The following is a 26,186-nucleotide window of genomic DNA, read 5'->3' as shown; positions in this document are numbered from 1 at the left end:
GGGTGCGGGGCGCGCGGCCCGCAGGGGAGGTCACGGTGCCGAGGGGGTACCGGACCGGCGGCGGGGACGGGGACCTGGTGGAGGTGCTGGTCGATCGGCTGGTGGATTACAAGGCGAACGTGCGGCGGTGTGCGGCGGACGAGCTGGGGGCCACCGTCGCCGAGTTGCTGAGTGGGGACTCAGCCGTGGTCGTACCCGCTGGGGCGCCGCAGGCGTGGCTCTCGGCGTACCAAGGAAAGATCTTGCGGGACGGCGAGCCGCGGCCGCTCGCGGTGGCCGAGCTGGACGCGCCGGGGGTGGCGGTGCTGACCGGCTGCGCGGTGGCGATCGCCCAGACCGGCACGCTGATCCTGGACGCGGGGCCGGATCAGGGCCGGCGCGCGCTCACGTTGGTGCCCGACCACCACGTGTGCGTCGTCCACAGCGGACAGATCGCGGCCGGCGTGCCGGAGGCGCTGGGCCGGCTGGCCGATCCGACGCGGCCGCTCACGCTGGTCTCGGGCCCGTCCGCGACCAGCGACATCGAGCTGAACCGCGTCGAAGGCGTCCACGGCCCCCGCCGCCTAGACGTCATAGTCGTCCTCTAACCCCCGCTCAGGCCTTTCCCCGCGCCGCTCCGCCGCTCGCCCCTCCGCCGCGCCCCCCTCCGCCACGCGCCGATCAAGGGCTTTGCGCGTCGATCAAGGGCAAACGGTCGTGCTTTGATCTCCAATCCACGGCCGTTTGCCCTTGATCGACGGCGAAAGCCTTGATCGGAGCGGAGGGCGCGAGCGGAGCGGAGGGCGCGAGCGGAGCGGAGGGCGCGAGCGGAGCGGAGGGCGCGAGCGGAGGGGCGGGCGGCGGGGCGGAGGGTTCGCCGCGGAGGCGGGGCTGGTTGGCGCAGATCTTTTGCAGCAGGGCCACGATGGGGCGCAGGTGGTTGGGGCGCGGGTTGGCCGTGGTCACGTGGACTTCGAGGGTGAGCCGTACGCCGTCGTGGTGCAGCGGGATCCATTTGGAGTGCTCCACGCCGGTGCCGCCGAAGCGCATGCCGGGCTTGTAGATGAGCGCGATGTCGGAGGGCGCGACGACGAGTGGGCTGGGCAGGCCGCACTCGTGGAGCAGGGCGACGCGTTCGATGGCGCTGCCGACCTCGTACGTCTCGCTGGCGACCCGGCGCTCCTCGCCGGGGTCCTCGACGCGGTGCTCGGCGATGCGCGCCTCCAGGAGCAGTCGGGCCCGGGAGTCCTTGGGCGGCACGTGCGACAGGTGCCGCACGAACTCGGCGAGCGTCATCGTGTCGCCGGGGTGCTCGGCGGGCACCAGCACCTCCAGTTGCGACTCGTAGAGCAGGTCGGACTGCAACTCCTGCATGAACTCGGCGGGCGGCGGCTGCCCGATCGCCAGGTGGTACGTGCCGGTGGTCAGTGGCCAGAACGCCTGGTCGAAAAACGACTCGTTGCCGCGATCGCTTTGTTGCAGTTCTTCGATGCCGATTTTCTCCTCGCCGGGCGGGTATTGCGCGAGGGTCTCCACGTAAAGCGTCTTGACGATTGTGGCGTGGTGCGGAAGGCACACCAGCCGGGTCACGTCCGATTCCGCGAGCCGGCCGCGCTCGTCCTGATAAAGGCTGCGCACTCGTTCGCAGAAGCGCAGGAAACGCCGGCCCCGAACAGTGAGTTCGGCCTTTCCGCGGGGGCCCACGCCCTCCCGCAGGGCCGGCCAGCCCAGCCATCGGTTGATCTTGAGAAGGATCGTCCGCACGCCCTCCACGGTGATGTGCTCGTCGTACCGGTCGGCGAGCAGCCGTACGGCGCGCTGCCTGGTGCCGGCCTCCACCACCGCCATCAAGACGACGCAGTCCCACTCGTCGGGCGCCCGATCTCTCACCTTTCCCACAGCGGAAAGTTACGGCCCACCGACGGTATCTATGGGTGATTTCCGCCATAGCGGCGTGGCAAAGCAACCGGAGCTTGCCGGGGCCAACAAGAACTTCTTCCGATCTTGGCCAAACCACAACGGCGGGTGCGGCCGAATAGGCGCCGCCGCTATCAGCCTTCCAGATACTCCAAGACATGCCGCGTCCAAGTTGGCACTCAGTCATCTTCTACGTTGGCGCCGCCAATCTGGCCCGCGCCGTGCTCGGTCGGGGCCACCCCGAGCCGGAGCCGCACCACCACGTCAGCGTGTACGCCCTCTGTGCCGCCCTCGCGATCCTCGCCGCCCGGCTCGTCGAACGCGCCCGGAGCGTGCTCACCTCGCGGGTGTGCAGCGCGAGCCTGGGCATGGCCGGGTTGACGTTCGCGACGCTGCACAGCGAGACCCACCCGCTGGCGCCGCTGCCCGCCGCGGGCCTGCTCCTGCTGGCCGTGTGCGCCGGCGAGATACGCCATCGGCTGCGCGGCACCCGCCGGCCGAGCTGGCACTCGATAATCTTCTTCATCGCCTCCGCCGGCCTGACCCGGACCGTGCTGACCGCGTACTACGCCGAACTGCCGCTGCTGGCCCACGGCGGGGCGTACGCGCTGTGCCTGGTGTTCGCGCTGGTGGCCGCCGTCGTGATGCGACGCGTGGCGAGCCCGCTGACGCCGCGTGTCCACAGTGGGAGCCTCGGCCTGACCGGTCTGCTGATCGCCACGGCGCACGCCGACGCCCCGGCACACGCACCGGTGGCGATCACCGCGCTGGTCCTCGGCGTCACGTGCGCCGGCGAGCTGGCGTACCGCCGGCGAGGGGTGCGTTAGGCGGGCACCGGGTGGCCGTGGTGCTCGGCCACGTGCTCCACCAGCGCGATCAGCACGAGCTTGCCGGACTGGCGGTTGCGCACGTCGCACATCACGACGGGCACGGCGACGTCCAGGTCGAGCGCCTTGCGCACCGACGCCGGGTCGTACCGCTTGGCGCCGTCGAAGCAGTTGACGCCCACCACGAACGGGATGCCGCGGCTCTCGAAGTAGTCGATGGAGGGAAAGCAGTCGGCCAGGCGGCGGGTGTCGGCCAGCACGACCGCGCCGAGCGCGCCGAACGCCAACTCGTCCCACAGGAACCAGAACCGGTCCTGTCCCGGCGTACCGAACAGGTAGACCTGGAGGTCGTCGTTGATGGTGATCCGGCCGAAGTCCATCGCCACGGTGGTGGTGCGCTTGGACTCGACGCCCACGATGTCGTCGGTGCCGATGCCGGCGCGGGTCAGCACCTCTTCGGTGTGCAGCGGCCGGATCTCGCTGACCGCGCCGACCAATGTGGACTTGCCGACGCCGAAGCCGCCCGCGATCAGGATCTTCAGCGCCAGCGGTATCCGCCGTCCGGCGCGCCGGTCAGAGTGCCCGGAGTCCATTCACCACCGCCTGAAGGACGTCGTCGTCGGGGAACTGCGCGGCCGAGGACGGCTCGTACATCGCGATGAGGCCGGCGGCCAACAGGTCGCCGAGCAGCACCCGGACGACGCCAAGCACCAGGTCGAGACCGGCGGCCAGCTCGGCCACCGAGATGGGGTCGACGGCCATCGCCAGGATCGAGCGGTGCTCCGGCTGGAAGTGAGCGGCGTCGGGCGAGGTGGCGGCGCCGGGCGCCGCGAGCACGAACGCGAGCAGGTCGAAACCGCCCGTCACGGGCCGCACGCGGCCACCGGTCACCGTGTACGGACGTACCACCGGCCCGGCGTCGTCGTCCAGCCAGTCGTGGTGTTGCCCGGGCGTGTCACCCCGCATCGGCCGGCACCGTCGGCTGGCGCGTCGGGGAGCTCATGTTCTGGCCCACCCGGGCGACCAGCATCGCCATCTCGTACGCGATCAGGCCGATGTCGGAGTCGATATTCGCCAGCAGCGCGAGGCAGGCGCCCTGGCCGGCGGCGGTGACGAAGAGGTACGCCGACTCCATCTCGACCACGGTCTGCCGGACCGGTCCGGTGCCGAAATGGCGGCTCGCGCCCTTGGCCAGGCTCTGGAAGCCGGCGGCCATGGCGGACAGGTGCTCGGCGTCCTCCCGGGTCAGCCCGCGCGACGAACCCATCAGCAGCCCGTCAGCGGAGAGCACCACGGCCTGTTGCGCCGACGGCACCCGGTCGATCAGATCGTCGAGCAGCCAGTTCAGTCTCGCGGCCGGCCTGATTGTCGAGACCATTACGCGTCTCCCTTCGGCTCGGCGTCCACTGTGGTGCCCGGCCTGACCACGCTGCCCGGCGGGGGTACGGCCGTACCGCGGGCCGGTGGCGCGCTGTCGGCCTCCCGCCGGCCCCGCGCGGTGCCGGACTGAAGCGCGGCCATCGTCGCACGGGCCTGATCCGGCGTACGTGGAGCCGGCACCGGATCGATGTCCTCCACTGTGGTGTGACCGGGCGCCTCGGACCGGAGCTGCGGCGCCAGGCTCGCCTGCCGTACGCGCCGCGGCAGCCCGTCCGCGCCGAGCGCCGGGACAGAGCTGGCTGGCTCGCTCCGGCTCCGGAAGCCGGCGGCCGGGCGCACCTCGGTCGGCTCGATGGGCTCAGCCGGTGACGCCGCCGGCGCCGGGACGAGCACCGGACGCGGGGCGGCCTCCAGGGAACGCCGCGGCGCGCTGTCCCCCAACGGCAGCGTGCGCGCCCGCCGCACCCGCGGCGAGCCCGACCCGTCCGCCGGGCCGGCGGTCAGCGCGGCCGGCTCCGGCGCGGGTGCGATCAGGTCCGGCGGCACGAGTACGACGGCTGTCACGCCGCCGTACGGCGAGGCGCGCAACTGGATCCGCATGCCGTGCCGGGCGCCGAGCTGGGCGACGACGAAGAGGCCGAGGCGGGCGCTGTTGGCCGGGTCGAAGTCGGGCGGGCGGCTCAGCTTCCGGTTGGCCTCGCCGATGGCGTCCGCGGGCATGCCGAGCCCGCGGTCCTCGATCTCGATGGCGTATCCATTGGGGACACTCAGCCCGGTGATCAGCACCCGCGTCTCCGGCGGCGAGAACGACGTCGCGTTCTCGATCAGCTCCGCGAGCAGGTGGATCACGTCGCCGACGGCCCGGCCGGCGATGGCGGCGGGCTCCATCTTCACCACCGACACGCGGGCGTAGTCCTCCACTTCGGACACCGCTCCACGGATCACGTCGATGGCGTTCACCGGGTTGCGCCAGCCGCGGCCCGGTGCCGCCCCGGCGAGGATCACGAGGTCTTCGGCGTGCCTGCGCATCCGGGTGGCCAGGTGGTCGACGCGGAAGAGGTCTTCCAGCTCGTCCGGGTCGTTGCTGCGCCGCTCCATCTTGTCCAGCAGGGCGAGCTGGCGGTGCAGCAGCGCCTGGCTGCGCCGGGCGATGTTGAGGAAGACGTCGTTGAAGCCGCGGCGCAGGGTCGCCTCGTCGACCGCGGCCTGTACGGCGGTGCGCTGCGCCTCGGTGAACGCCCGCCCGACCTGGCCGATCTCGTCGCTGCCGTACTCCAGGGGTGGCGACTCGGCCGCGACGTCGACCTCCTCGCCGCGGCGCAGCCGGCCAACGACCGCGGGCAGCCGCCGATCGGCCAGGTCCATGGCGTTTTCCCGCAGGCCGGTCAGCCGGCGGATCAGCGACCGGCCGACCCGCAGCGAGATCAGCAGCGAGAGCGCGATCGCGGCCAGCCCGAGCAGGCCGGCGAGTGCGAGTCGCAGCAGCACGCCGACGGCAACCGGCGTGGCCCGGTCGGCCAGGGCGTCCGATGTGGACAGCTCGAAGTCGCGCAGCTGCCGCACGGCGGGCTCGTACGCGCTCTGCCAGGCGGTCGCGGTCACCGGCACCGGCTGGCCGTCCTGGCCCTGCGCGATGACCCGGTCTTCCAGCGCGCGCAGCTGGGTGAACGCCTCGCCCTCGACCATCCGCTGGTAGCCGACCCGCTCCGCGTCGGGCAGTGCCGGCAGCGCGGCGGCGTAGAGGTAGCGGTGCGCGCCGATGATCTGGACGAGCTGGGCGTGCTCGCCGCCACCAAACTTTCCGGCGGCGAACGCACCGGCCAGCAACGCGTCGGACTGGCCGAGCACCTCACGGGCCCGGCCGAGCGCGGTGACCGCCCGCGCCTCCCGGGTGAGCTCGTCGTCTTCCAGATCGGACGTGATGTCGAAGACCCGGAACGCGCCGTCGATCACGCCACTGTAGAGGCCCAGCGCGCCGGACTGGTCCATCTCCCGCCGGTCGATGAAGCCACGGCCGGTGGGCAGCAGGTCGAGCGAGGTGAAGAGCTGGTCCAGATGGGTACGCAGCCGGCCGCCCGCGGTGTCGCGCAGGTCGTCGCTGGCGGCCCGCTGGCGGAACGTGTCGACGGCCGCGTCGGTGCGGTTGCGCTGCTCCGTCAGGGCCGGCAGGTCGCCACGACCGGCCAGATAGACGAGGGCGAGCCGGCGCTCGCGCTGCAACTCGGCCACCATGGACTCGCCCGGCTTGCCCACCTCGTCGAGCAGCGTACGGGTGGCGAGCAGGTTCAACGCTGGCCCGATGGTCAGTGTCGTGGTGAAGATCCAAAGCGCCAAAAGGGCGGCGAGCGGCACGGTCACCAGAGCGATAATCTTCGCGCGGATGGACCAGTTGCCTGTATTCATACAAAGACCTCGCCCGTCGAGATACGGTACGGCGCCTTCGGCAGGATACATGCCGGCGCAACAAATGTTTGAACGCGATGGCGCCCACTTTCTTGAATGAGTCCAGTTAGCCTGACGAGGATTGCCGATCATGGTTGGGCGGGAACTAGAACGGGCATGTCAGCTACGCAGATAGTCATCACCGTCATCGTGGCACTTGTGATCTTGGCCGCTGCCGCGGCCGCCTGGATGCTGGCGCGCCGCTGGTCGCTGCGGCACCGATTCGGCCCCGAGTACGACCGCCTCGTCGCCCAGCGGGAAGGCCGCGCCGCCGCGGAGCGTGAACTGCGCGAACGCGAGCGCCGGCACGCCGGACTGGACCACAAGGCGCTCTCCCCCGAAGCCCGCGACCGGTTCGCCGCGGAGTGGGAAGAGATCCAGATCCGCTTCGTCGACGACCCCGTGGCCGCGGTGACCGCCGCGGACGAGTTCGTCGGCCGTCTGACCGCCGAGCTCGGCTACCCCGCGGGAGACTACGAGGAGCAGCTCGCCTACCTGTCCGTCGAGCATGCCCGGGCCCTGGGCCACTACCGCGAGGCCCACGAGGTCCACGAGCGGAACGAACGCGACGAGGCCAGCACCGAGCAGCTCCGCGAGGCGCTCGTGCACTACCGGGCGCTGATCACTGACCTGCTCGGGCGCGAACCGGTATCGAGCCGTACCAACGGGTGAGGAGCCACCGCCATGAGCAACCAGCAAACGTACTCGTATCCCCCGACCGATCCGCCGTCCGCCGGGACGCCGGCGAAGGTCACCTCCACCCCGGTGCCCGTACCCGCGGCGCCGGACCCTGACACAGAGGCCGACGTCGAGGACGTCACCGACCGGGTACCCGAGGAAGCGCTCGAAGACGAGGGCACGTTCGAGGACCCGGTGCTGTCCGACGAGCGCACCGACCCGGACGACCTGACCGCCGTGACGCCGCGGCAAGACGAGCCCATGGCCGACGAGGAGCCGATGGCGGACGAGCCGATCACGGAGTCCGCGGTCCTGCCCGGCGACGTGCCGGCCGAGCCGGTGACCGGGCTGTGGGGCGAGGACACCGCGCAGGCCCTGCGGGATCGCTGGCGCGACGTGCAGCTGCGGTTCATCGACGACCCACCGGCCGCCGCGGCCGACGCCCGCACCCTGGTGGACGAGGCCGTCACCTCCCTGACCGAGTCCCTGGTCAGGGAGAAGGACGCCCTGGGCAAGTGGGAAGGCGAAGAGACCGAGCACCTGCGCGTGGCCATCCGCAGCTACCGCGACTTCCTGGACCGCCTCCTGGGCCTCTAGTGATCAGGGCGTCCCTCACGTTGCTGGAGCGACTTGAGGGACGCCCTGATCATGGGGGTTCGGAGCTGCGGGCGGGGTGGATGGGTCATTGATAGGTATCTGACAGGGGGCCGTCCGAGGGCTGCTGGGGTGCGAACGCCTTGCAGACACCTCAGCAAGGGCGGAAGGAACCCCGATGTCCATACGTACCCGACTCTCCACGCGCCGCGGCGCCGCCGCACTCGCGGCGATGGCCGTGCTCGGCGGCGCGGGGCTGTACGGCCTCGGCCCGAGCGGCGCCGTAGCCTCCAGCCACCGCGAGGCTCCCCTGATCGCGGCCGACCCGGCCGTCGACAACACCGACCTGTACGCCTTCGTCAGCCCCGACCGGCCGGACTACGTCACCTTCGTGGCGAACTGGATCCCGTTCGAGGAGCCGAACGGCGGGCCGAACTTCTACCCGTTCGCCACCGACGCGACGTACAACATCAACGTCGACAGCGACGGCGACGCCAAGGCGGACGCGGTCTTCCGGTGGAAGTTCAAGACGACCGACAAGCGCGGCACCAAGACGTTCCTCTACAACAACGGCCCGGTGACCTCGCTCAACGACGAGAACCTGCTGGTGCGCCAGACGTACACGCTGGAGTCCTCGTTCAACGGCAAGCCGTTCAAGACCCGAGTGACGGACGGACCGGTGGCGCCGTCCCGCGTCGGCCCGGCCTCGATGCCGGACTACGCCAAGCTGCGCGACCAGGCCGCGATCCAGCTGCCCGGCGGCTGGAAGATCTTCGCGGGCCAGGCCGACGACCCGTTCTTCCTGGACCTGCGGGTCTTCGACCTGCTGTACGGCGGCGACCTGAGCGAGACCGGTCAGGACACGCTCGCCGGCTACAACGTCAACACGATCGTCCTGCAGGTGCCGTTCAAGGACGTGGCGCTGAACGGCGACGCGAAGCGCAACCCCAACATCGGCGTCTGGACCACCACCGACCGCCCGCGCGTGCGGCTCGCCGGTGGCGGCTCGACGGGTGACCGCGTGCAGGTCTCCCGGCTGGGCAACCCGCTGGTCAACGAGGTCGTCGTGCCTGCGGCGCTGAAGGACGCGTTCAACGCCTCCCGTCCGGACCAGGACGGCAAGAACCCGACCATCGTCAAGCGGGTCACCAACCCCGAGGTGCCGCAGCTGATCGAACAGATCTACGGCATCCCGGCACCCAAGGCACCGCGCAACGACCTGGTCGAGATCTTCCTGACCGGCATCACCACCAAGGCCGGTGGTCCAATCAAGGCCGACCTCAACTCCCAGCTCAACAACAAGGATGTCAACCCGAAGCGGTTCGTCCCGTCCGAGATGCTGCGGCTGAACCTGACGGTGCCCGTCACCGCCGAGCCCAACCGGCTCGGGGTGCTGGCCGGCGACCTGCAGGGCTTCCCGAACGGCCGGCGGCTGACCGACGACGTGGTCGACATCGAGGTGCAGGCGCTTGAGGGCGCGGCACAGACCGGCAAGATCGTCGACGCGCTCGCGGCCGGCGACAAGGTGGACGCCAACGACCAGGCGTTCAGCGGCAAGTTCCCCTACCTCGCCCTGCCCAACGGCGTCGGCGTCAACACCGGTGGCGACGGCGTCGCACCGGCCGCGGCCGACGACTCGTCGAAGGGCCCCGAGCTGACCCCTGCCGGGTTCGCCAGCCGGGACGGCGACGGCATGCCCGCCACCATCGCGGCGGCGGCTGTGGGGTCGCGGCGAGCGCAGGGCTGGCCCTGCTGATCCTCGCCTGGCTGTGGCGGCGCCGGGTCCGCATGGCGGACCAGCCCACCCAGCGGTACTGACCCCCTTTCCGGGCGCGCCGCATCCGTCCCCCGTGGTGCGGCGCGCCCCTTCTCCCGCTTCGTCCGAGGAGGACCTGAAATGCGACGGACAGCAGCAGTGGTCGGGATCGCGATCGCCGCCGCGATCGGCGTTACGGCTGTTGCCGCCGTGCTCGGCCCGACGGCGTCGGCGCCGACCCCGGCTCCCGCCGCGATGGCGCAGCCCGCGGACCCCATCGCCCGCGCGCAGGAGCGGCTCCGGTTGGTGCCGGGCGACTGGCGCACGTGGGCGGCCCTCGCCGTCGCATACGTCGAGCGCGGTCGGGTCACCGCCGACCCCACCAACTACCCCCGCGCCGAAGAGGCCGCCCGCCGCTCGCTCGCCGTCAAGCCCAAGGACAACGGCGACGCGCTCGTCGCGCAGGGCGCCCTCGCGAACGCCCGCCACGACTTCGCCGCCGCCCGCAAGCTCGCGCTGGCGGCCACCAAAATCAACGGGTACGACGCGGACGCGTACGCCGTGCTCGCCGACGCCGAAACCCAACTCGGGAACGTCAAGGCGGCGACCGCGGCCGTGCAGCGCCTGCTCGACCTGCGGCCGGGCCTGTCCGCGTACGCCCGGGGCTCCTACGACCTGGAGCAGCGCGGCATGGTGAGCGCGGCGACCGACCTGATGAACCAGGCACTCGCCGCCGCGGTCAGCACGGCCGACATCGGCTTCTGCCGGGTCCAGCTCGGCGACCTCGCCTGGTACGCCGGCGACCTGGCCGGCGCCGCCCGCGAGTACGAGCTCGGCCTCGCCGCCGACCCCGGCTCGATCGCGCTGCAGCGCGGCCGGGCCCGCGTGGACTGGGCCAACGGCCGGATCGACGCGGCGCTGGCCGGGTACGCCGACCTCACCCGCCGCGCGCCCACCCCTTCCTACGTCCTGGAGTACGCCGAGTTCCTGCGCGCGGCCGGGCGTACCACTCAGGCGCAGGCCCAACTCGACCTGGCCAGCACCGCGCACCGCCTCTTCACCGGCGCGGGCGGGGTGGACGGCCTGACCGGCACCGCGCTCGCCCTCGCGGCTGGCGACCCGGCCACCGCGCTGAAGGAGGCGCGCGCCGAGTGGTCCCGCCGTACGCACGCCGATGTCGCTGACAACCTCGCCTGGGCACTGCACCACGCCGGGCGGGACGCCGAGGCGCTGCCGTACGCCCGCCGGGCCGTCGCCAGCGGCGCCCGCTCCGCCACGTACGCCTACCACCTGGGCGTGATCGAGCTGGCGCTCGGCCAGACCGGCGCCGGCCGGGGTCACGTGGCCGAGGCGGTCCGCGTCAACCCGTACTTCTCCCCATCGACGCGCCGCTGGCGCGAAAGCTGCTCGCCGGACCGGAGGTCACCCGATGAAGCGCCGCTGGTTGCTCGCCCTCGCCGCCGTACCGATCGCGTTCGTGCTGATGCCGGCCAACCCGGCGAGCGCCCACCCGCTGGGCAACTTCTCGGTCAACCAGTACGTCGGGCTGACCCTGCGCCCGGACGGCGTCGAGGCGACCGCCGTGGTCGACTTCGCCGAGATCCCCACCCTGCAGCAGAAGTCCGAGGCGCCGCCGACCTGCACCGCGCTCGCCGACGCCATCGCGCTCACCGTGGACGGCAAGCGTCTACCGTGGACGGTCGGGCGAAGCGACTTCGCCTATGTGGACGGCAGCGGCGGCCTGCAGACCAGCCGGCTCACGTGTGGCCTGACCGCCTCGGTTTCACTGGACACCGCGACGGTCGCCGTGGACAACGGCTACGCCGCCGACCGGGTCGGGTGGCGCGAGATGACCGCCAAGGGCGACGGCGTACACGTCGACTCGTCCCTGCCGGCGACGAGCATCAGCGACGAACTGCGGACGTACCCGGCGGATCCGCTGTCCTCGGCGCCGGACGTGCGGACGGCGACCCTGCGCGTGGCGCCCGGCACGGGCACGGCCGGCGCTTCGCTGCAGCGGGCGAACGACGGTTTCCTCGCCTCCGTCACCGCGTCCGTGGAGAAGCGCTTCCAGGACCTCGCCGGCGGCCCGCGGCTGACCCCGACCGTGGGGCTGCTCGCCGTGCTGCTCGCCCTGGTGCTCGGCGCCGGCCACGCCGCGCTGCCCGGACACGGCAAGACGGTGCTGGCGGCGTACGCGGCGGCCCAGCGGCGGCGGATCCGGGACGCGGTGGCGGTGGGCGCGACCGTGACGCTCACCCACACCGGGGGCGTGCTGGTGGTGGGCCTGCTGCTCGCCACCTCCAGCACGCTGGCCGGCGACCGGATCCTCGGCTACCTCGGCATCGTCAGCGGCGCCGTGGTCATCGCGGTCGGCGCCAGCATGATCATCCAGCGCCGCCGGCACGCAAAGGCGCACGCGGATGGTCACGACCACTCCCACTCCCACTCGCACGACCATGACCACGGGCATGGGCACCACCACCACGGACCTGGCCATCACCACCACCATCACCACGGCCAGGGGCGGCTCGGGCTCGCCGGCATCGGGATCGCCGGCGGGCTCGTGCCCAGCCCTTCCGCGATCGTGGTGCTGCTGGCCGCGATCGGCCTGGGCCGTACAGCGTTCGGTGTCGTCCTGGTCATCGCGTACGGCGTCGGCATGGCCGCCACCCTCACCGCGGTCGGCCTGGCCCTGGTAGCCGCCCAACGCCGCCTGGGCCGCATCCCCACCCTCCCCAGGTTCGCGGCGCGCCTGAAGAGGTTCGCCCCCGCCAGCACCGCCACCCTGGTGATGCTGGTAGGCGCCGGCGTAGCGGTCCGCGCCGCGGCCGGCGTCCTCTAACCCCTCCACCGCTCGCCACGCCAGCGGTCGGCCTCGCCTCCTCGAACGAGCCCTGGTACGTCGGTGCGTACCACCACGACCGGATCGTCGAGCAGGGCTTCTACGGCTGGATCGGGGACCTTCGGATCGTCGACCGGGCTCTCCCCATTAGTGGGTTTATGCAGGCGTAATGCTCCAACCGGCATAGCATGGCCCCTGATAGGAGGTCACATCATGAGCGGAAAAGTCGTGCACTTCGAGCTGCCCGCCGATGACATGGAGCGGGCCCAGTCCTTCTACCACGACGCGTTCGGCTGGCAGATCACCCCGATGCCGGAAATGTCGTACGCGATGGCCGTCACCACCCCGACCGACGAGCAGGGCATGCCCACCGAGCCGGGCGGCATCAACGGCGGGCTCACCCCGCGGCAGGGCTCGGTCACTTCGCCCACCCTGACCATCGGCGTGGACAGCGTGGACGAGGCGCTGGCGGCGGTGGAGAAGTACGGCGGCCGCGTCGTCGCCGGCCGGCAGGCGGTCGGCGACATGGGGTTCGTCGGGTACTTCGCCGACCCCGAGGGCAACGTCGTGGGTCTCTGGGAAAACGCGTAGGGCATTCCCTCAATGTCTACCCGGTGGTAACTTCCGGGAATGGCGGGGCCACAGCATTTCCGGATCGTGGTGGTCGGGGCGGGCTTCGGCGGCCTCGGCACCGCGATCCGGCTCAAGCAGCGCGGTTATGACGACTTCGTGGTGCTCGACCGGGGCACCGACGTCGGCGGTACGTGGCGCGACAACACGTACCCCGGCTGCTCCTGCGACGTGCCGTCGCACCTCTACTCGTACTCCTTCGGGCTGAACCCGAACTGGAGCCGCAGCTTCTCCCCGCAGGCCGAGATTTGGGACTACCTGCGCCGGTGCGTGGCCGAGTACGGCCTCGACCGGCACCTGCGCATGGAGCACGAGGTCACCGGGGCGGCGTGGGAGGGCGGCCGCTGGGTCATCGACACCTCGCGCGGTGCCTACAGCGCGGACGTGCTCGTGGTCGCCGCCGGCCCGCTGTGCGAGCCGTCGCTGCCCAAGCTGCCCGGCCTGGAGGCGTTCGAGGGCGAGGTCTTCCACTCCGCGCGCTGGAACCACGAGCACGACCTGGCCGGCCGGCGCGTCGCGGTGGTCGGCACCGGGGCGTCCGCGATCCAGTTCGTCCCCGCGATCGCGCCGGACGTGCGGCAGCTGCACCTCTTCCAGCGCACCCCGCCGTGGGTGATGCCGAAGGCGGACCGGCCCCTCACGCGCGCCGAGCGCGGGCTCTTCCGGGCCGTCCCGGCCGCGCAGCGGCTCGCCCGCAGCGGCATCTACTGGGCGCGGGAGGCGCAGGGCTCCGGCTTCCTCCACCCGGCCGTCATGCGGCTCGGCATGCTCACGGCCCGTCGCCACCTGCGCAAGCAGGTGCCCGACCCGGCGATGCGGGCCAAGCTCACTCCGAGCTACACCTTGGGCTGCAAGCGGGTCCTGCTCTCCAACAACTACTACCCCGCGCTCACCCGGCCCAACGTCGAGGTGGTCACCGACGCCATCGCCGAGGTGCGGGCCGACGCGGTGGTCACCGCCGACGGCACCGCCCGCACCGTCGACACCATCATCTTTGGTACGGGGTTCCACGTCACCGATCCGCCGGTCGCCCAGTTGGTCCGTGGTCGCGACGGGCGCACCCTGGCGGAGGCGTGGCAGGGCAGCATGCGGGCGTACCTCGGCACCACGGTCGCCGGCTTCCCCAACCTCTTCCTCCTGCTCGGGCCCAACACGGGCGTCGGTCACACGTCGGTCGTCTTCATGATGGAGTGCCAGCTGGCATACCTGCTGAGCGCGCTGGAGCACCTGGACCGCAACGGCGTGGCCGCCATCGAGCCGACGCCCGAGGCGCAGCGGGCGTACAACTCCACAGTGGACCGTAAGATGGCCGGCACGGTGTGGATGCGCGGCGGCTGCCAGAGCTGGTACCTGGACTCGACCGGGCGCAACTCGGCGATCTGGCCGGGCTACACGTGGACGTACCGGCTACGCACCCGGCGGTTCGACCCTTCGGCGTACCAGGTGGTGTCCCATGCTTGACGGAAAGGTCGTCCTCATCACCGGCGCGGCGCGGGGCATCGGCGCGCACACCGCCCGGCTGGCCGCGGCGCGTGGCGCCCGGGTCGCGCTCGCCGGCCTGGAGCCCGAGCTACTGTCCACATTGGCCGACGAGTTGGGCGGTGCCTGGTTCGAGTGCGACGTGACCGACCAGGCCGCCCTCGACCGCGCCGCCGCCGGCACGGTGGAACGGTTCGGCGCGATCGACGCGGTGGTCGCCAACGCCGGCATCGCCAACCGCGGCACCATCGCGGTCGGCGACATCGAGGCGTTCGTCCGTACCGTCGACGTCAACCTCGTCGGCGTGATGCGCACGGTCGCCGCGACGGTCCCGCACGTCATCGCCAGCCGCGGCTACTACCTGCTGGTGTCCTCGGCGGCCGCGTTCACCGCGATGCCCGGCATGGCGGCGTACTGCGCCTCGAAGGCGGGCGTCGAGCAGTTCGGCAACGCCGTACGCCTGGAGCTGCGGCACCGCGGCGTGGCGGTGGGCAGCGCGCACATGACGTTCATCGACACCGACATGACCCGGGACGCGCGCGCGGACCTGCCGACGTTCGGCGAGACCGTGCGCAAGCTGCCGTGGCCGCTGGGCCAGTTCATCCCGGTGGAGAAGTGCGCCAAGGCGTTCGTCGCCGGCATCGAGCGGCGCAAGCGCAAGGTCTACGTGCCCCGCAGCATCGCCGGCGTGCAGGCGATCCGCTCGCTGATGGTCAGCCCGCTCAGCGACCTCATCGTCGGGCACGGGGCACGCACCGGCGTACCCCGGATGGAAGAAGAGGTCCGCGCGCTGGGGCGCGCGTTCGGCGCGCACGGTGATGGACGATGATCGTGTACGAGCGCCGCGGCGCCGGCGAACCGCTAGTGCTCCTGCACGGCATCGGCCACCACTGGCGGGCCTGGACGCCGGTGCTCGACCGGCTGGCCGCCCAGCACGACGTGATCGCCATCGACCTGCCCGGCTTCGGCGCGTCGCCGCTGCCGGCGGACGGGGCGCCCACCAGCATGGCGCGGGCGGTGGACGGGGTCGCGGCGTTCGTCGCCGACCTCGGCGTCGGGCGCCCGCACGTGGCCGGCAACAGCCTGGGCGGCGCGATCGCGCTCGAACTGGCCGCCGCCGGCCTGGTGTCGTCGGCGACCGCGCTGTCCCCGCCGGCTTCTTCACGCCGCTGGAACGGCGCTGGGCGGTGGGCGTGCTGTCCGCGCACCGGGTCGGCACCCGGCTGCCGCAGCCCGTGCTCCGTGCCATCCTCCGGTCCGGGGCGCTGCGGGCGGTGACCTTCGGCATGATCTGCGCCCACCCGACCCGGCTCACCCCCGAGGTCGCGCTGGCCGACGCGCTCGCGCTGCGCAACGCCCCGGCATTCGACGCCGTGGCCCGTGCCAGCCGCGGGTACGCCTTCCAGGGCGCCCCCGAGGTGCCGGTCACGGTCGCGTGGGGCACCCGCGACCGGGTGCTGCCGTACCGGCAGGCGGCCCGGGCCCGGCAGGCGCTCCCGGGCGCGCGCCACGTCGACCTACCCGGCTGCGGCCACGTCCCCATGAGCGACAACCCCGAGCTGGTCGCGGACATCATCCTCGCCACGACGCAAGGAAGGGTCCCCTCCTAACACCTCAGGAGATGAGGCGTTCAGCAAGAGCCGCGGGGACGGGCTCGGAGAAGTAGTGGCCCTGGCCGTACGCGCAGCCGAGGCGCAACAGGTGGTCGCGCTGCGCCTCGGTCTCCACGCTCTCGGCGATGAGCTGGAGCCCCAGGTTGCCGCCCATGAGCACGATCGTGTGCACGAGCGCGTTGCTCTTGGCGTCGACGCCCAGCCGCTGCACGAACGACCGGTCGATCTTCAGCGCGTCGATCGGCAGCCGGTGCAGGGCCTCCAGCGAGGAGTACCCGGTACCGAAGTCGTCGATGTGCAGCTCGGATCCGAGATAGTGCAGGTCCTCCAGCATCTTGCGGGCGAGCGTCACGTTGGTCATGATCACGCCCTCGGTGATCTCGAACGCCAGGTTGCGCGGGTGCAGGGCGGACTTCCGCAGGGCCGCGTCGACGTCGTCGATCAGCCCGCCCTGCCAGAACTGCCGGTTCGACACGTTGATGCTCACCCGCAGGTCGTCCCGGCCGGGGGTGCGCTGCCACTCGGCGAGCTGCCGGCACGACTCGTCGAGGATCCATCGGCCGATCGGGATGACCAGCCCGGTCTCCTCGGCGACCGCCAGGAACTCGTCCGGCATCAACAGCCCGCGGGTGGGATGCCGCCACCGGATCAACGCCTCGAACGCCCGGGTCCGCCCGCTGACCAGCTGCACGATCGGCTGGTAGTGCACCTCCAGCTCGTCGCGCTCGATCGCGTGCCGCAGCTCCGTCTCGATCCGCAGGCGGGACACGGCCTTGGTGTGCATCGCGACGTCGAAGAGCGCGTGCGAGCCCTTGCGCTGCGACTTGGACCAGTACATGGCGATGTCGGCGTCGCGGACGAGGTCTTCCGCCTCGGCGTACCGGGCGCCGGCGAGGGTGATGCCGATGCTGGCGGTGACCACGACCTCCTGGCCCTGCAGCCGGAACGCCGGGGCGAGCGCGGCGTGCAGCCGTTCGGCCACCTGCGTCGGCGTGTGCGGGTCGGTCACGCCGTCCAGGAGGATCAGGAACTCGTCGCCGCCGAACCGGGCCGCCGTGTCGCCCTCCCGCAGGCTGTTCGAGATCCGGTTGCCGACCTGGATGAGCAGCCGGTCGCCAGCGGTGTGGCCGAGGCTGTCGTTAACCACCTTGAAACCGTCGAGGTCGACGAACAGAACGGCGTAGTCGTGCCCGCGCTGGCGCATGGCGTGGCGGAGCCGGTCCAGGAAGAGCGTGCGGTTGGGCAGGCCGGTGAGGTGGTCGTACACGGCCGCGATCCGGAGCCGCTCCTCCTGCTCGCGCAGCGTCGCCAGCACGATCTGGTAGTCGAGCGCCACGGTCAGGAGCGCGGCCCAGTGGTTGAACGGCTCGCGCCCGGTGCCGACCCGGGTCTCCACGGTGTCCACAATGGCCAGTAGGCCCCAGTCGCTGCCGCCGACCTTCACCGGCACCACGAACGTCATCGCGTCCGCGCTCTGCCGGGCCGCATCGATCAGATCGGCCGGCGGGAACATGCTGACCGGCACCGGGGACGGCCCCGCGATGGGCGGCTTGTCCCGGAAGTACGCGCCGACCACGTCCAGCATCGGGTCGGGCTGGTCCCGGTCGCCCCACAGCCCCAGGCAGCCGGCCCGCGCGGGCGTACGCGCCAGCCACCGCAGCCGCCGCGGATCCTCCTCGTGACCGCGCAGCAGCTCCATGCTGACCTCGTACTGCTTGCTGAGGGTCTCCTGCAGGTGCACGCGCTCGCGGAAGTGGTCGCGGCCGTCCGCCTCCATCCGCCGCTCGGGCGGGTCGCGGCGGGGCACCCGCACGACTCCCGCACGACGAGGGAGGTCGGCACGAAGATCCGGCCGGTGGGGGTGGCCTCGCCCCGGATCCGCTGTACCAGGGTGGCCACCGCCTTGCGGCCGATCCCGTCCACGGGGTGGTTGACCGTGGTGAGCCGGGGCAGCGTGTACGACGCGCCCCGTACGTCGTCGAAGCCCACGACCGCGAGGTCGTCCGGCACCCGGTAGCCGGAGGCGGCGAGGGTCTCCAGGAGGCCGATGGCGTTCGCGTCGGTGCCGGCGATCACGGCGGTGGCCGGCATGCCGGCGCCGACGATGGCGCGGGCCGCGGCCTCACCGCTGCTCATCTGGTTGTCGTCGAGCGGGAAGAGCAGCGCCGGGTCCACCGGCAGCCCGTGCTCGACGAGCGCCTCGCGGTACGCGTCGTACCGCTGCTTCACGTCCTTGGCCCCGAGGTAGCCGGCGAACGCGATCCGCCGGTGGCCGTGCCCGACGAGGTGGGCGACGGCCTCCCGGATCCCGGTGCGGTTGTCCGGGAGCACGACGGGGCAGTCCAGCCCGGGGATCTCGTGGCTGACGATGACGATCGGCTTGCCGGCATCCTGGACGGCGGCCAGGTAGCGCGGGCTCACCGCGTTGATGATCACGATGAAGCCGGCCACGTGCTCCCAGGCGATCGGGTAGCCGGGGTCGGGCGGGTTGCGCATCTCGACCTGCTCGGTGCCCGCGTCCAGCGTTTGCAGCGCGACCACCGTCGCACCCTCCTGCGCGGCGGACCGGGCGATCCCCCGAAGGAGGCCGCCGTAGTACCAGCCGCCGAGGAAGGGCGACAGGACACCTAGTGCGAGATCACCCGACACGTCTGAGGCTACGCCGATCTCTGCGGCGTCGGGAAGAAAACCGAAGGGCCCGGTGCGCGTACGCACCGGGCCCTTGGTCATCGCGTGCCGGTTCAGAGAGCCGGGTACGCGTTCTGCATGAGCTGCGTAACCTGCGCCGGGAACCAGGCCCCGGAGATCGGAGCGCCGGAGAGCGCGCCGCTCATGCTGTTGCCGTTACGGGCGTTACCGGTGTACGTGGGGTCGCACATCCGGTCGAAGCCCTTGCCCTCGGTGTTCGGGATGAGGGTGCTGGAGCCGTCCGACTCGCCCGGAGGCTTGACCCACACGTAGGCGTCGATGCCAGCGGCCGGGGCCGAGCGCGGACGCTCGCCGAGGCCAGCACCGCTCTGGTTGCACCAGTTGCCCTTGTGGATACGCCGGTCGATCCGGGAGCCGTTCACCTGGTCGTTGATCGTGCCGGTGGTGACCGGGCCGGTCGGCCTGGCGGTGCCGCCCCAGCCGTTACGCGAGGTGTCGATCAGCATGCCGAGGCTCGACGCGAACCCCTGGCCCACCAGCGCGGTCCGGAACGCCTGAGCGAAGGAGAGCTCGTCGTTGTACCGGTTCCAGTCGATCCATGCCGACGGGCGGGTCGTGTCGTTCACCGTGATGTACGGCTCCTGCAGAGCCGAGTAGTTGGCCGTGTTGGTGATGAAGCCGTGCACGTTGGCCTTGCTGCCGGACAGGTCGGCGACCTGGGCCAGCAGTTGCGCGGTCGGGGTGAAGTTGTCGTCCCAGCCGATCCAGCCGTGGTGCGCCGCGTCCACGTAGTTGTAGACGTTGCCGATCGAGCCCAGCCGCTGCAACGCGTACGCGATGCCGGTCTGGTAGTTGCCGTTGGCCTTCATCGTGTCGCACGCGGCGGTGGCGCCCGCGCGGCCGGACACGTTGGTGATCAGGTTCGGCAGCGAGTCGATCTCGATGATGTTGATGATCCGCAGGCCGGCGTACTTGGCGTCCGCCTGGATCGCCCTGATCGGGTCGATGTACTCCGTGCGGTAGCGGCCAATCTCGGTCGCGGTGAGCTCACCGTTGGAGGCCAGCGCCGCGCAGTCCCGGCCGGGCAGGTTGTAGATCACGAACTGGATGTAGCTGGCACCCTGCGCGAGCGCCGCGTCCAGGTGGGCGCGCACGCCCATCGGGCCGTTGGAGCTGCTGTCCGGGGTCCCGTTGATCGCGGCGATCCGGTCGATCCACACCGCGGTCGGGTTGTTGGAGATGCGGCTGCCGCCGGAGACGCTATTGGCCTTGGCCCGCCATTCCGGGTTCACGTAGCCGGTGCCACCCGCGTACGGGTTGTCGGCCTTCGGGCCCGGGTTGCCGGTGGGACCGGTCGTCGGCGTGCCCGTGGTCGGGCTGGTGGTCGGCGTACCCGTCGTCGGGTTCGTCGTCGGCGTACCCGTGGTCGGGGTGACCGTGCCGGTGCAGACCGTGTTGTTGACCGAGAACGACGTCGGCACCGCGTTGGTGCCGGTGTGGGTGCCGATGAAGCCGGGGTTGACCGAGCCGCCGGTGGCGACCGCGCCGTTCCACGTCTCGTTGGCGACGGTGACGGCGCTGCCGCTCTGCGAGAACCGGCCGGTCCAGCCCTGGCTCACGGTCTGCCCGTTGGCGAACGAGAACCGCAGCGTCCAGGAGGTCCAAGCGTCCCCGACGTTACGAATGACGATGTTGCCCTGGAACCCGTTGTTCCACTGATTCGCGATGGTGTATGTCACGCTACAGCCCGGGGCGGCGCTGGCCGGCAAAGCCTGGATTACCGAGAGGCCGCCCAAGCCAAGCACAGCGACACCAGCTATCGCCAGGCGCTGTTTCCGGGTAGGACTCGAGCCGAGTCTCATTCCTGTTTCTCCTACTTCGTCGCGCGGCACCAGAGCGTGGGACTCTGGTGTGGCGCGCCGCGGGGAGTTCACCGCAGGCACGCCTAACGGGGTAGCTCACCGGCCCGGATGGCAAGCTGGAAGGTGGCATAACCTGTCCCGCCGTGCGGGCTGATGACCCCGACCCGCGTGCCCTGGCAGAACCTACACGCATCGGCTCCCCGAATGCGTTAAGCGAGTCTTGCATGGGAGGGCTCCCACGCACAAGCGGTAGGCCGTTGATCAGGGGCGGATCCGCGTGAATCGATATCCGATCGCGCGGACGCACCCTTGATCAACGGAGCGGCTTGCGGCCCCGGGTGGAGACAAACTGGTACGACAGCGACGCGAAGGACGGATCGTGGGCCAGCTTGCGGAACGCCGTCAACTGGTCCACGGACAGCCCGGCCGCCACCAGGCGGGGCTCGAGCGTGCGCGAGTTCAGGTCGTGCAGGGCGGCACCGGGCTCGCCGCCGGTCCAGCTCTCCGAGTGGGTCACCGTGTCCACCTCGCTCAGCCCGGCCGCGACCATCTCGGTGTGCACGTCCTGGGCCCACGCCAGGTCGGCGCCGCGGTCCTGCAACGCACCCAGGATCACGTCCATCACCTGCCCGAAGAGCTTCGCCGCGTCGTCCGTCGGCGCGGTCAGCACGCGCAACGGCGCCGTGCAGTCGAACTCCTCGACGACCAGCCAGCCGCCCGGGGCCAGGGCGTCGACCAGGTCGCGCAGCACCTTGCGGCGCTCGGGCAGGTGCAGGAGCAGGAGCCGGGCGTGGATCACGTCGAAGGGGGCACCCGAGGGGGCCGCGTCCGTCCGCGCGTCGTGGCAGACGACGCTCAGGTTGTCGTCCGGTTCGATGTGGGACGGGTCGAGGTCGCTGGCGACCACGTGGCCCTCGGGGCCGACTGCGGCGGCCATCACCCGGGCCACGGAGCCACCGCCGGCACCGACCTCCCAGCACGCGGCGCCCCGCCGCAGCACCGGGTACGCCAGCCGGGCGGTCGTGATCGGGTCGAGGAACGACTCCAGCGTGCGCAGCTGCGAGTCGGCCTCGGGGGCGCGGTTGTCGAACGAATAGCCGGTCTTCACGAGCGGTCAGCTCCCTTGCGGTTGGGGGTTCAGCGGCTGGTCGATGCTGAGCATCGATTGGACGGACACCGGTTCGGCGCGCACCTGCGTGGTCGACTCGTCGAACACCACGTGCCCGTAGTCCAGGACCGCGATCCGGTCGGCCACCTCGATCGCGTGGTCGAGCCGCTGCTCGACGAGCAGCACGCTCATGCCGGCCCCCGCCAGGCCGGAGATCAGCTCGCGCACCCGGGCGGCCACGCCGGCCGCCAGCCCCTCGGACGGCTCGTCCAGGAGCAGCACCCGGGGTTGGGTCAGCAGCGCCCGCGCGATGGCGAGCATCTGCTGCTCGCCCCCGGAGAGCTGGTCGCCGCGGTTGCCGAGGCGTTCGGCCAGCCGGGGCAGCAGTTCCAGCACCCGCGCGACCGTCCACTGAGGACTCCTTCGGCCGCCCACGGCCAGCCGCAGGTGCTCGGACACCGTGAGGCTCGCGAAGACCCGGCGTCCCTGCGGGACGAGGCCCACCCCGGCTCGGGCGATCACGTGCGCGGGCGCGCCGGCCAACTCCACGCCGTCCACCACGACCATTCCCGAGTACGGCTTGAGCAGCCCCGCGATCGCGTGCACCAGCGTGGTCTTGCCGGCCCCGTTGCGGCCCACGATCGCCTGCACGGTGCCTGATTCGACGGTCAGCTCCACGCCGTGCAGCACCCGCCCGCCGTGGTAGCCGGCGCACAGCCCGCCGACCCGCAGCGTCATGCGATCACCCCGCTGTACGCCTGCCGCACCGCGGCCGAGGTGCGGATCTCGTGCGGCGTGCCGGTGGCCACGTACTGGCCGTCGCGCAGCACGGTCACCACGTCGGCGAGCGCGAAGACCAGGTCCAGCCGGTGCTCGACCAGCAGCAGCGTGACCTCGCGGGGCAGGTCCCGCAGCACCGCGCCGAGCCGCTCGAACTCCACCGCGGACAGGCCGGCGGCCGGCTCGTCGAGCAGCAGCAGCCGGGGCCGCCCGGCGAGCGCCATGGCGATCTCGAGCTGGCGGCGCTGCCCGTGGGACAGCCGCTCCGCCTCGATGCCGGCGCAGTGGCCGAGCCCGAGCCGGTCGAGCAGCTCCGCGGCCGGCAACCGTCCCCGCCGTACGCCCCCGGACCGGCGCGCCGCCGCCACCGCGACGTTGTCCAATGTGGTCAGTGTGGGCCACACCGCCGGCCGCTGATGGATCCGCCCGATGCCGAGCCCAGCCCGCCGCGCCGCCCCCAACGCCGTAACGTCCCGCCCGGCAAACCGGATCCGCCCCCCAGAAGGCCGAATCGCCCCGGCGACCAGCCCCAACAACGTCGACTTCCCCGCCCCATTAGGCCCAATCACCCCCCGCCGCTCCCCCGCCACAATCCGTAGATCCAACCGATCCACGGCCGTAACCGCCCCGTACCTCCGGCACACCCCTTCGGTAATCAGCAGGTCATCCACCGAGCACCCCCTGGCCGGGCGTAGGCCAGCCACGCCGCGCGGCAGCAGGTAGGCGGTCGCCACAAAGAGGGCGCCCAGCACGAGGGGCGCCTGGCCGGGCAGCAGGCCGGAGAGCCAGTCCCGGGCGGCGAAGACGAGCGCCGTACCGGCGAGGGCGCCGAGCGGCGAGGCGGCACCGCCGATCACCACGCCGAGCAGCAGCAGGGCGGCCGTGTCGAAGCCGAAGTCGGCCGGTGCGACGTACTGCTGGGTGGTCAGCAGCAGCGCCCCGCCGGTGCCGGCGATCGCGCCGGCCGCCACGTAGGCGCCGGTCAGGTACGCCGTCACCGGGTGACCGCTGGCCCGCATCCGCCCCTCGTCGTCGCGGCTGCCGCGCAACAGCAGGCCGGCCGGGCCGCGCAGCGCGACCAGCACCAGGCACACCACCACACCGGCGGCCACGACGGCGTACAGGTAGCGGGCCCGGTCACTGTCGAGAGTGGACGCTCCCCACACCGGCCGTACGGCGGTGACCGCGAGCAGTCCGTCGGTGCCACCGGTGACCGACTTCCACCGGCTGGCGACGGTCATCGCCAACTCGCCGATCGCCAGCGTGATCATGAGAACGACCACGCCCCGCGCGTACACCACCAGCGGCGCGGTGAGCAGGGCGAACGCCGCACCCACCGCGGCCGCCACGCCGAGTTGCACGACGCCGACGGACTGGTCCAGGCTGGCCGCCGCGTACGCCCCGGCGGCGAACGGCGCGGTCTGACCCAGCGTGGGCAGTCCCGCCACGCCGGTCAGCAGCGCCACGCTCACCGCCACCAGGCCGAGCACCAGGATCCGGGCGAGCGTGGCCGTGGTGTAGTCGTCGACCAACCAGGGCACCGCCACCGCGACCCCAGTGGCGGAGACCGTCGCCAGCGCGATGAGCCGGCTCACGCCGTACCCCAGACTCGGAGCAGGCCGCGCGCGCGGGCCGCGAGCACCAGCGCCATGGCCGCGAAGAGCAGGAACGGCGCGGCCGTCGGTAGCAGCGCGACGCCCAAGGTCTGGATCTCGCCGACCGCGAGCGCCGCGAGCAGCGTGCCCGCGACGGAGCTCAGGCCGCCCAGCACCACCACCACAAGCGAGAGCAGCAGCACGGTGGCGGCCGTGCTCGGTCCCGGCCCGATGATCGGCGCGCCGAGCACCCCGGCCACGCCGGCGAGCGCGCCGGACGCGGTCAGCACCCCGATCCGGACCCGCGCCGGGTTCACGCCGAGGCTGGCCACCATCTGCGGGTCGTCGACCGCGGCCCGGATCAGCATGCCGGCCCGGGTACGGGTCACCGCCAGGTACAGCAGCACCGCCAGCACGACCGCGACGGCGATGAAGAGCAGCCGGTACGCCGCGTACGCGTGCCCGGCCAGATCCACCGGCCGGTCGATCGCGGCCGGTACGCGTACCGGCAGATCGTCCGGGCCGAACGCGGCGACCAGCAGGCTGCCGCCGGCGAGGGCGACCCCGAACGTCAGCAGGGCCTGGGTGAGGTGGTCGCGGCGGGCGACCGGCGCCAGCAGGCCCGCGAGGACCGTGCCGGCGCCGGCGGACGCGACCACCCCGGCGGCCAGCGCCAGTGGCAGCGCGGCCCAGCCCCCGTCGGCCAGCCACGCCGCCACGTAGGCGCCGATCGCGTACAGGGTGCCGTGGGCCAGGTTGAGGATGCCGGCAACGCCGAAGCTCAACACCAGCCCGGCCGCCACGACGAAGAGCAGCAGGCCGTACGCGACGCCGTCGAGCGCCGGAATCAGGTACGGGTCCAGATTGCTCATTCGCCCACGGTGGCCAGGTCGCCGACGACCGTGTTGGACAGCGCCCGGCCGTCCTGGCGCACCTGCCGCAGGTACCACTTCTGGACCGGCGAGTGGGTCTTCTTGGAGAACTGCCACGCCCCGCGCGGGCTGTCGATCTGGCCGAGCCCGCCGATCGCGGTGTTGATGCTCTCCGGGGTCGGGTTCTCGCCGGCCGCGCCGATCGCCTTGTCCAGCACCGCCGCCGCGTCGTAGGAGGCCATCGCGTACGTGGTGGGCGGCCCGTCGTGGTTCGCCTTCCAAGCGGCGACGAAGGCCCTGTTCTCCGCGTTGTCCAGGTCGGGCGAGTAGTTGAGCACGGAGAAGACGTCCCGGGCCGCCTCGCCCTGCGCGTTCAGCACGCCGCCCTCGGTCAGGAAGCCCGCCGCGTACAGGGGCAGATCCTTGACCTCCGACTGCGCGTACTGCTTGACGAACTCGATGGCGGCGCCGCCGGCGTAGAAGGTGTAGACGGCATCGGCGCCGGACGCCTTGATCTGCGCGAAGTACGGGGTGAAGTTCTTCGTCTGCGGGAACGGCGTGAACGTGGTCTTGCCGCTCTCGTTGGCGAGCTTCCCGCCGGACCTGGTGAACGCGTCGGTGAACCCCTTGAGCTGGTCCCAGCCGCCCTGGTAGTCCGGGCCGATCGCGTACACCTTGCCGTCGACGTTGTCGCGCACGTACTGGGCGATGGCCGCGCCGGTCTCCTGCGACAGGTACGACGTGTGCCAGACCCGGGTGATGTCCTTCAGCTCGGGCCGGCCGTTCGCGCCGATGAACGGGATCTTGCCCTGGGCGACCACGGGCTGGATGGCCGCGGCCGAGCCACCGCCCACGACGCCGGTCAGCGCGACCACCTTGTCCTGCTTGACCAGCTTGGTGGCGGCCGGTACGGCGGTCGGTGCCCCGTCGCCCTCGTCCGCCACGATCAGCTCGATCTGGTGGCCGCCGAGCTTCCCGCCGTGCGTGCTCAGATAGAGCTGGAACCCGTCGCGGATGTCGGTGCCGACCGCCTGGTACGTGCCGGACAGCGAGGCGAGCAGCCCGATCTTGAGGGTGCCCGCCGCTCCACCACTGCCGCCGGAGCAGGCCGTGGCGGCGCCCACCAGACCGAGGGCGATGAACGCCGCCGCCATCTTGCGCATAGACATGTCTTCCTTCT

At 71.9% G+C, this 26,186-nt stretch carries 25 protein-coding genes; 11 read left to right on the top strand and 14 right to left on the bottom strand.

Annotated features, from left to right (window positions below):
• Positions 1–35 precede the first annotated feature (35 nt).
• Complete coding sequence (locus Prum_RS25765) at positions 36–587, top strand: LutC/YkgG family protein (protein WP_218577340.1); 552 nt, start codon at positions 36–38, stop codon at positions 585–587.
• Between the two features lie 73 nt (positions 588–660).
• On the opposite strand, the gene Prum_RS25760 is transcribed toward Prum_RS25765, so the two are convergent.
• Complete coding sequence (locus Prum_RS25760; protein ID WP_173078835.1) at positions 661–1,878, bottom strand: hypothetical protein; 1,218 nt, start codon at positions 1,876–1,878, stop codon at positions 661–663.
• 176 nt (positions 1,879–2,054) lie between these two features.
• On the opposite strand from Prum_RS25760, the gene Prum_RS25755 reads away from it, so the two are divergent.
• Entirely contained in the window at positions 2,055–2,723 is a 669-nt protein-coding gene (locus Prum_RS25755) for a hypothetical protein (protein WP_173078834.1), read from the top strand.
• Here the strand turns inward: Prum_RS25755 and Prum_RS25750 are convergent.
• Genes Prum_RS25750 through Prum_RS25735 form a run of 4 tightly spaced genes read right to left on the bottom strand, consistent with a single transcriptional unit; the run spans position 2,720 to position 6,506 of the window.
• A complete protein-coding gene (locus tag Prum_RS25750) occupies positions 2,720–3,316 on the bottom strand; it encodes a GTP-binding protein (protein ID WP_173078833.1) in 597 nt (198 codons plus the stop codon). The genes Prum_RS25755 and Prum_RS25750 overlap by 4 nt on opposite strands.
• A complete protein-coding gene (locus Prum_RS25745) occupies positions 3,297–3,689 on the bottom strand; it encodes a DUF742 domain-containing protein (protein ID WP_173078832.1) in 393 nt (130 codons plus the stop codon). Before Prum_RS25745 ends, Prum_RS25750 begins: the two co-directional genes overlap by 20 nt.
• Entirely contained in the window at positions 3,679–4,101 is a 423-nt protein-coding gene (locus Prum_RS25740; RefSeq protein WP_173078831.1) for a roadblock/LC7 domain-containing protein, read from the bottom strand. Before Prum_RS25740 ends, Prum_RS25745 begins: the two co-directional genes overlap by 11 nt.
• Complete coding sequence (locus tag Prum_RS25735) at positions 4,101–6,506, bottom strand: sensor histidine kinase (RefSeq protein WP_173078830.1); 2,406 nt, start codon at positions 6,504–6,506, stop codon at positions 4,101–4,103. The genes Prum_RS25740 and Prum_RS25735 overlap by 1 nt, the downstream gene beginning before the upstream one ends.
• A gap of 189 nt (positions 6,507–6,695) precedes the next feature.
• On the opposite strand from Prum_RS25735, the gene Prum_RS25730 reads away from it, so the two are divergent.
• From Prum_RS25730 to Prum_RS25720, 3 genes are all read left to right on the top strand, one after another.
• Positions 6,696–7,217 (top strand): hypothetical protein, encoded by a 522-nt coding sequence (locus Prum_RS25730; protein ID WP_246278090.1) that lies wholly within the window; start codon positions 6,696–6,698, stop codon positions 7,215–7,217.
• Between the two features lie 12 nt (positions 7,218–7,229).
• Entirely contained in the window at positions 7,230–7,820 is a 591-nt protein-coding gene (locus tag Prum_RS25725) for a hypothetical protein (protein WP_173078828.1), read from the top strand.
• A 175-nt stretch (positions 7,821–7,995) separates the two neighbouring features.
• The gene (locus Prum_RS25720) at positions 7,996–9,573 is read left to right on the top strand and encodes a DUF4331 domain-containing protein (protein WP_173078827.1); all 1,578 of its coding nucleotides are present in this window, start codon (positions 7,996–7,998) and stop codon (positions 9,571–9,573) included.
• 668 nt (positions 9,574–10,241) lie between these two features.
• On the opposite strand, the gene Prum_RS25715 is transcribed toward Prum_RS25720, so the two are convergent.
• Positions 10,242–10,514 carry a hypothetical protein gene (locus Prum_RS25715; RefSeq protein ID WP_173078826.1) on the bottom strand — a complete coding sequence of 91 codons (273 nt, stop codon included), beginning with the start codon at positions 10,512–10,514 and terminating at the stop codon, positions 10,242–10,244.
• 488 nt (positions 10,515–11,002) lie between these two features.
• Between Prum_RS25715 and Prum_RS25710 the strand changes: the two genes are divergently transcribed.
• The 6 genes from Prum_RS25710 to Prum_RS51895 all read left to right on the top strand — a co-directional run bounded on the left by Prum_RS25710 (position 11,003) and on the right by Prum_RS51895 (position 16,137).
• Entirely contained in the window at positions 11,003–12,418 is a 1,416-nt protein-coding gene (locus Prum_RS25710) for a High-affinity nickel-transporter (RefSeq protein ID WP_173078825.1), read from the top strand.
• A 213-nt stretch (positions 12,419–12,631) separates the two neighbouring features.
• A complete protein-coding gene (locus Prum_RS25705) occupies positions 12,632–13,009 on the top strand; it encodes a VOC family protein (protein WP_173078824.1) in 378 nt (125 codons plus the stop codon).
• A 39-nt stretch (positions 13,010–13,048) separates the two neighbouring features.
• A complete protein-coding gene (locus Prum_RS25700) occupies positions 13,049–14,509 on the top strand; it encodes a flavin-containing monooxygenase (protein WP_173078823.1) in 1,461 nt (486 codons plus the stop codon).
• The gene (locus Prum_RS25695; protein ID WP_173078822.1) at positions 14,502–15,356 is read left to right on the top strand and encodes an SDR family oxidoreductase; all 855 of its coding nucleotides are present in this window, start codon (positions 14,502–14,504) and stop codon (positions 15,354–15,356) included. The genes Prum_RS25700 and Prum_RS25695 overlap by 8 nt, the downstream gene beginning before the upstream one ends.
• A complete protein-coding gene (locus Prum_RS51900; protein ID WP_246278089.1) occupies positions 15,353–15,805 on the top strand; it encodes an alpha/beta fold hydrolase in 453 nt (150 codons plus the stop codon). Before Prum_RS25695 ends, Prum_RS51900 begins: the two co-directional genes overlap by 4 nt.
• Positions 15,802–16,137: an alpha/beta fold hydrolase gene (locus tag Prum_RS51895; RefSeq protein WP_246278088.1), complete on the top strand. Its 336-nt coding sequence runs from the start codon at positions 15,802–15,804 to the stop codon at positions 16,135–16,137. Before Prum_RS51900 ends, Prum_RS51895 begins: the two co-directional genes overlap by 4 nt.
• A 4-nt stretch (positions 16,138–16,141) precedes the next feature.
• Here the strand turns inward: Prum_RS51895 and Prum_RS25685 are convergent, their stop codons facing one another.
• From Prum_RS25685 to Prum_RS25655, 8 genes are all read right to left on the bottom strand, one after another.
• Positions 16,142–17,602 carry a putative bifunctional diguanylate cyclase/phosphodiesterase gene (locus Prum_RS25685; protein ID WP_246278618.1) on the bottom strand — a complete coding sequence of 487 codons (1,461 nt, stop codon included), beginning with the start codon at positions 17,600–17,602 and terminating at the stop codon, positions 16,142–16,144.
• A 29-nt stretch (positions 17,603–17,631) separates the two neighbouring features.
• On the bottom strand, positions 17,632–18,789 hold the full coding sequence (locus Prum_RS51890; protein ID WP_246278087.1) for a substrate-binding domain-containing protein: 1,158 nt from the start codon (positions 18,787–18,789) through the stop codon (positions 17,632–17,634).
• A gap of 92 nt (positions 18,790–18,881) precedes the next feature.
• The gene (locus tag Prum_RS25680) at positions 18,882–20,651 is read right to left on the bottom strand and encodes a glycoside hydrolase family 6 protein (RefSeq protein WP_173078820.1); all 1,770 of its coding nucleotides are present in this window, start codon (positions 20,649–20,651) and stop codon (positions 18,882–18,884) included.
• A 313-nt stretch (positions 20,652–20,964) separates the two neighbouring features.
• On the bottom strand, positions 20,965–21,759 hold the full coding sequence (locus tag Prum_RS25675) for a class I SAM-dependent methyltransferase (RefSeq protein ID WP_173078819.1): 795 nt from the start codon (positions 21,757–21,759) through the stop codon (positions 20,965–20,967).
• A 6-nt stretch (positions 21,760–21,765) separates the two neighbouring features.
• Positions 21,766–22,497 (bottom strand): ABC transporter ATP-binding protein, encoded by a 732-nt coding sequence (locus tag Prum_RS25670; RefSeq protein ID WP_173078818.1) that lies wholly within the window; start codon positions 22,495–22,497, stop codon positions 21,766–21,768.
• Positions 22,494–24,134, bottom strand: a complete 1,641-nt coding sequence (locus Prum_RS25665; RefSeq protein WP_173078817.1) for a branched-chain amino acid ABC transporter ATP-binding protein/permease — start codon at positions 24,132–24,134, stop codon at positions 22,494–22,496. The genes Prum_RS25670 and Prum_RS25665 overlap by 4 nt, the downstream gene beginning before the upstream one ends.
• A complete protein-coding gene (locus Prum_RS25660; protein ID WP_173078816.1) occupies positions 24,131–25,006 on the bottom strand; it encodes a branched-chain amino acid ABC transporter permease in 876 nt (291 codons plus the stop codon). Before Prum_RS25660 ends, Prum_RS25665 begins: the two co-directional genes overlap by 4 nt.
• Positions 25,003–26,175, bottom strand: a complete 1,173-nt coding sequence (locus Prum_RS25655) for an ABC transporter substrate-binding protein (protein WP_218577339.1) — start codon at positions 26,173–26,175, stop codon at positions 25,003–25,005. The genes Prum_RS25660 and Prum_RS25655 overlap by 4 nt, the downstream gene beginning before the upstream one ends.
• Between the last annotated feature and the right edge of the window lie 11 nt (positions 26,176–26,186).

Origin of the sequence: Phytohabitans rumicis, from assembly GCF_011764445.1 — a bacterium.
GTDB classification, from domain to species: Bacteria; Actinomycetota; Actinomycetes; order Mycobacteriales; family Micromonosporaceae; genus Phytohabitans; species Phytohabitans rumicis.
Note: the sequence above shows the minus strand (reverse complement) of the source record. Positions and strands in the feature narration are given on the sequence as shown.

What these genes read in the sequence shown, in the direction of transcription:
- Prum_RS25700 (WP_173078823.1), top strand. Translation starts at nt 13,049, where the DNA reads ATGGCGGGGCCACAGCATTTCCGGATCGTGGTGGTCGGGGCGGGCTTC.
- Prum_RS25735 (WP_173078830.1), bottom strand. Translation starts at nt 6,506, where the DNA reads ATGAATACAGGCAACTGGTCCATCCGCGCGAAGATTATCGCTCTGGTG.
- Prum_RS25680 (WP_173078820.1), bottom strand. Translation starts at nt 20,651, where the DNA reads ATGAGACTCGGCTCGAGTCCTACCCGGAAACAGCGCCTGGCGATAGCT.
- Prum_RS25660 (WP_173078816.1), bottom strand. Translation starts at nt 25,006, where the DNA reads ATGAGCAATCTGGACCCGTACCTGATTCCGGCGCTCGACGGCGTCGCG.
- Prum_RS25745 (WP_173078832.1), bottom strand. Translation starts at nt 3,689, where the DNA reads ATGCGGGGTGACACGCCCGGGCAACACCACGACTGGCTGGACGACGAC.
- Prum_RS25710 (WP_173078825.1), top strand. Translation starts at nt 11,003, where the DNA reads ATGAAGCGCCGCTGGTTGCTCGCCCTCGCCGCCGTACCGATCGCGTTC.
- Prum_RS25755 (WP_173078834.1), top strand. Translation starts at nt 2,055, where the DNA reads ATGCCGCGTCCAAGTTGGCACTCAGTCATCTTCTACGTTGGCGCCGCC.
- Prum_RS25705 (WP_173078824.1), top strand. Translation starts at nt 12,632, where the DNA reads ATGAGCGGAAAAGTCGTGCACTTCGAGCTGCCCGCCGATGACATGGAG.
- Prum_RS25655 (WP_218577339.1), bottom strand. Translation starts at nt 26,175, where the DNA reads ATGTCTATGCGCAAGATGGCGGCGGCGTTCATCGCCCTCGGTCTGGTG.
- Prum_RS25685 (WP_246278618.1), bottom strand. Translation starts at nt 17,602, where the DNA reads ATGACGTTCGTGGTGCCGGTGAAGGTCGGCGGCAGCGACTGGGGCCTA.
- Prum_RS25695 (WP_173078822.1), top strand. Translation starts at nt 14,502, where the DNA reads ATGCTTGACGGAAAGGTCGTCCTCATCACCGGCGCGGCGCGGGGCATC.
- Prum_RS25725 (WP_173078828.1), top strand. Translation starts at nt 7,230, where the DNA reads ATGAGCAACCAGCAAACGTACTCGTATCCCCCGACCGATCCGCCGTCC.
- Prum_RS25740 (WP_173078831.1), bottom strand. Translation starts at nt 4,101, where the DNA reads ATGGTCTCGACAATCAGGCCGGCCGCGAGACTGAACTGGCTGCTCGAC.
- Prum_RS25670 (WP_173078818.1), bottom strand. Translation starts at nt 22,497, where the DNA reads ATGACGCTGCGGGTCGGCGGGCTGTGCGCCGGCTACCACGGCGGGCGG.
- Prum_RS25720 (WP_173078827.1), top strand. Translation starts at nt 7,996, where the DNA reads ATGTCCATACGTACCCGACTCTCCACGCGCCGCGGCGCCGCCGCACTC.
- Prum_RS51900 (WP_246278089.1), top strand. Translation starts at nt 15,353, where the DNA reads ATGATCGTGTACGAGCGCCGCGGCGCCGGCGAACCGCTAGTGCTCCTG.
- Prum_RS25750 (WP_173078833.1), bottom strand. Translation starts at nt 3,316, where the DNA reads ATGGACTCCGGGCACTCTGACCGGCGCGCCGGACGGCGGATACCGCTG.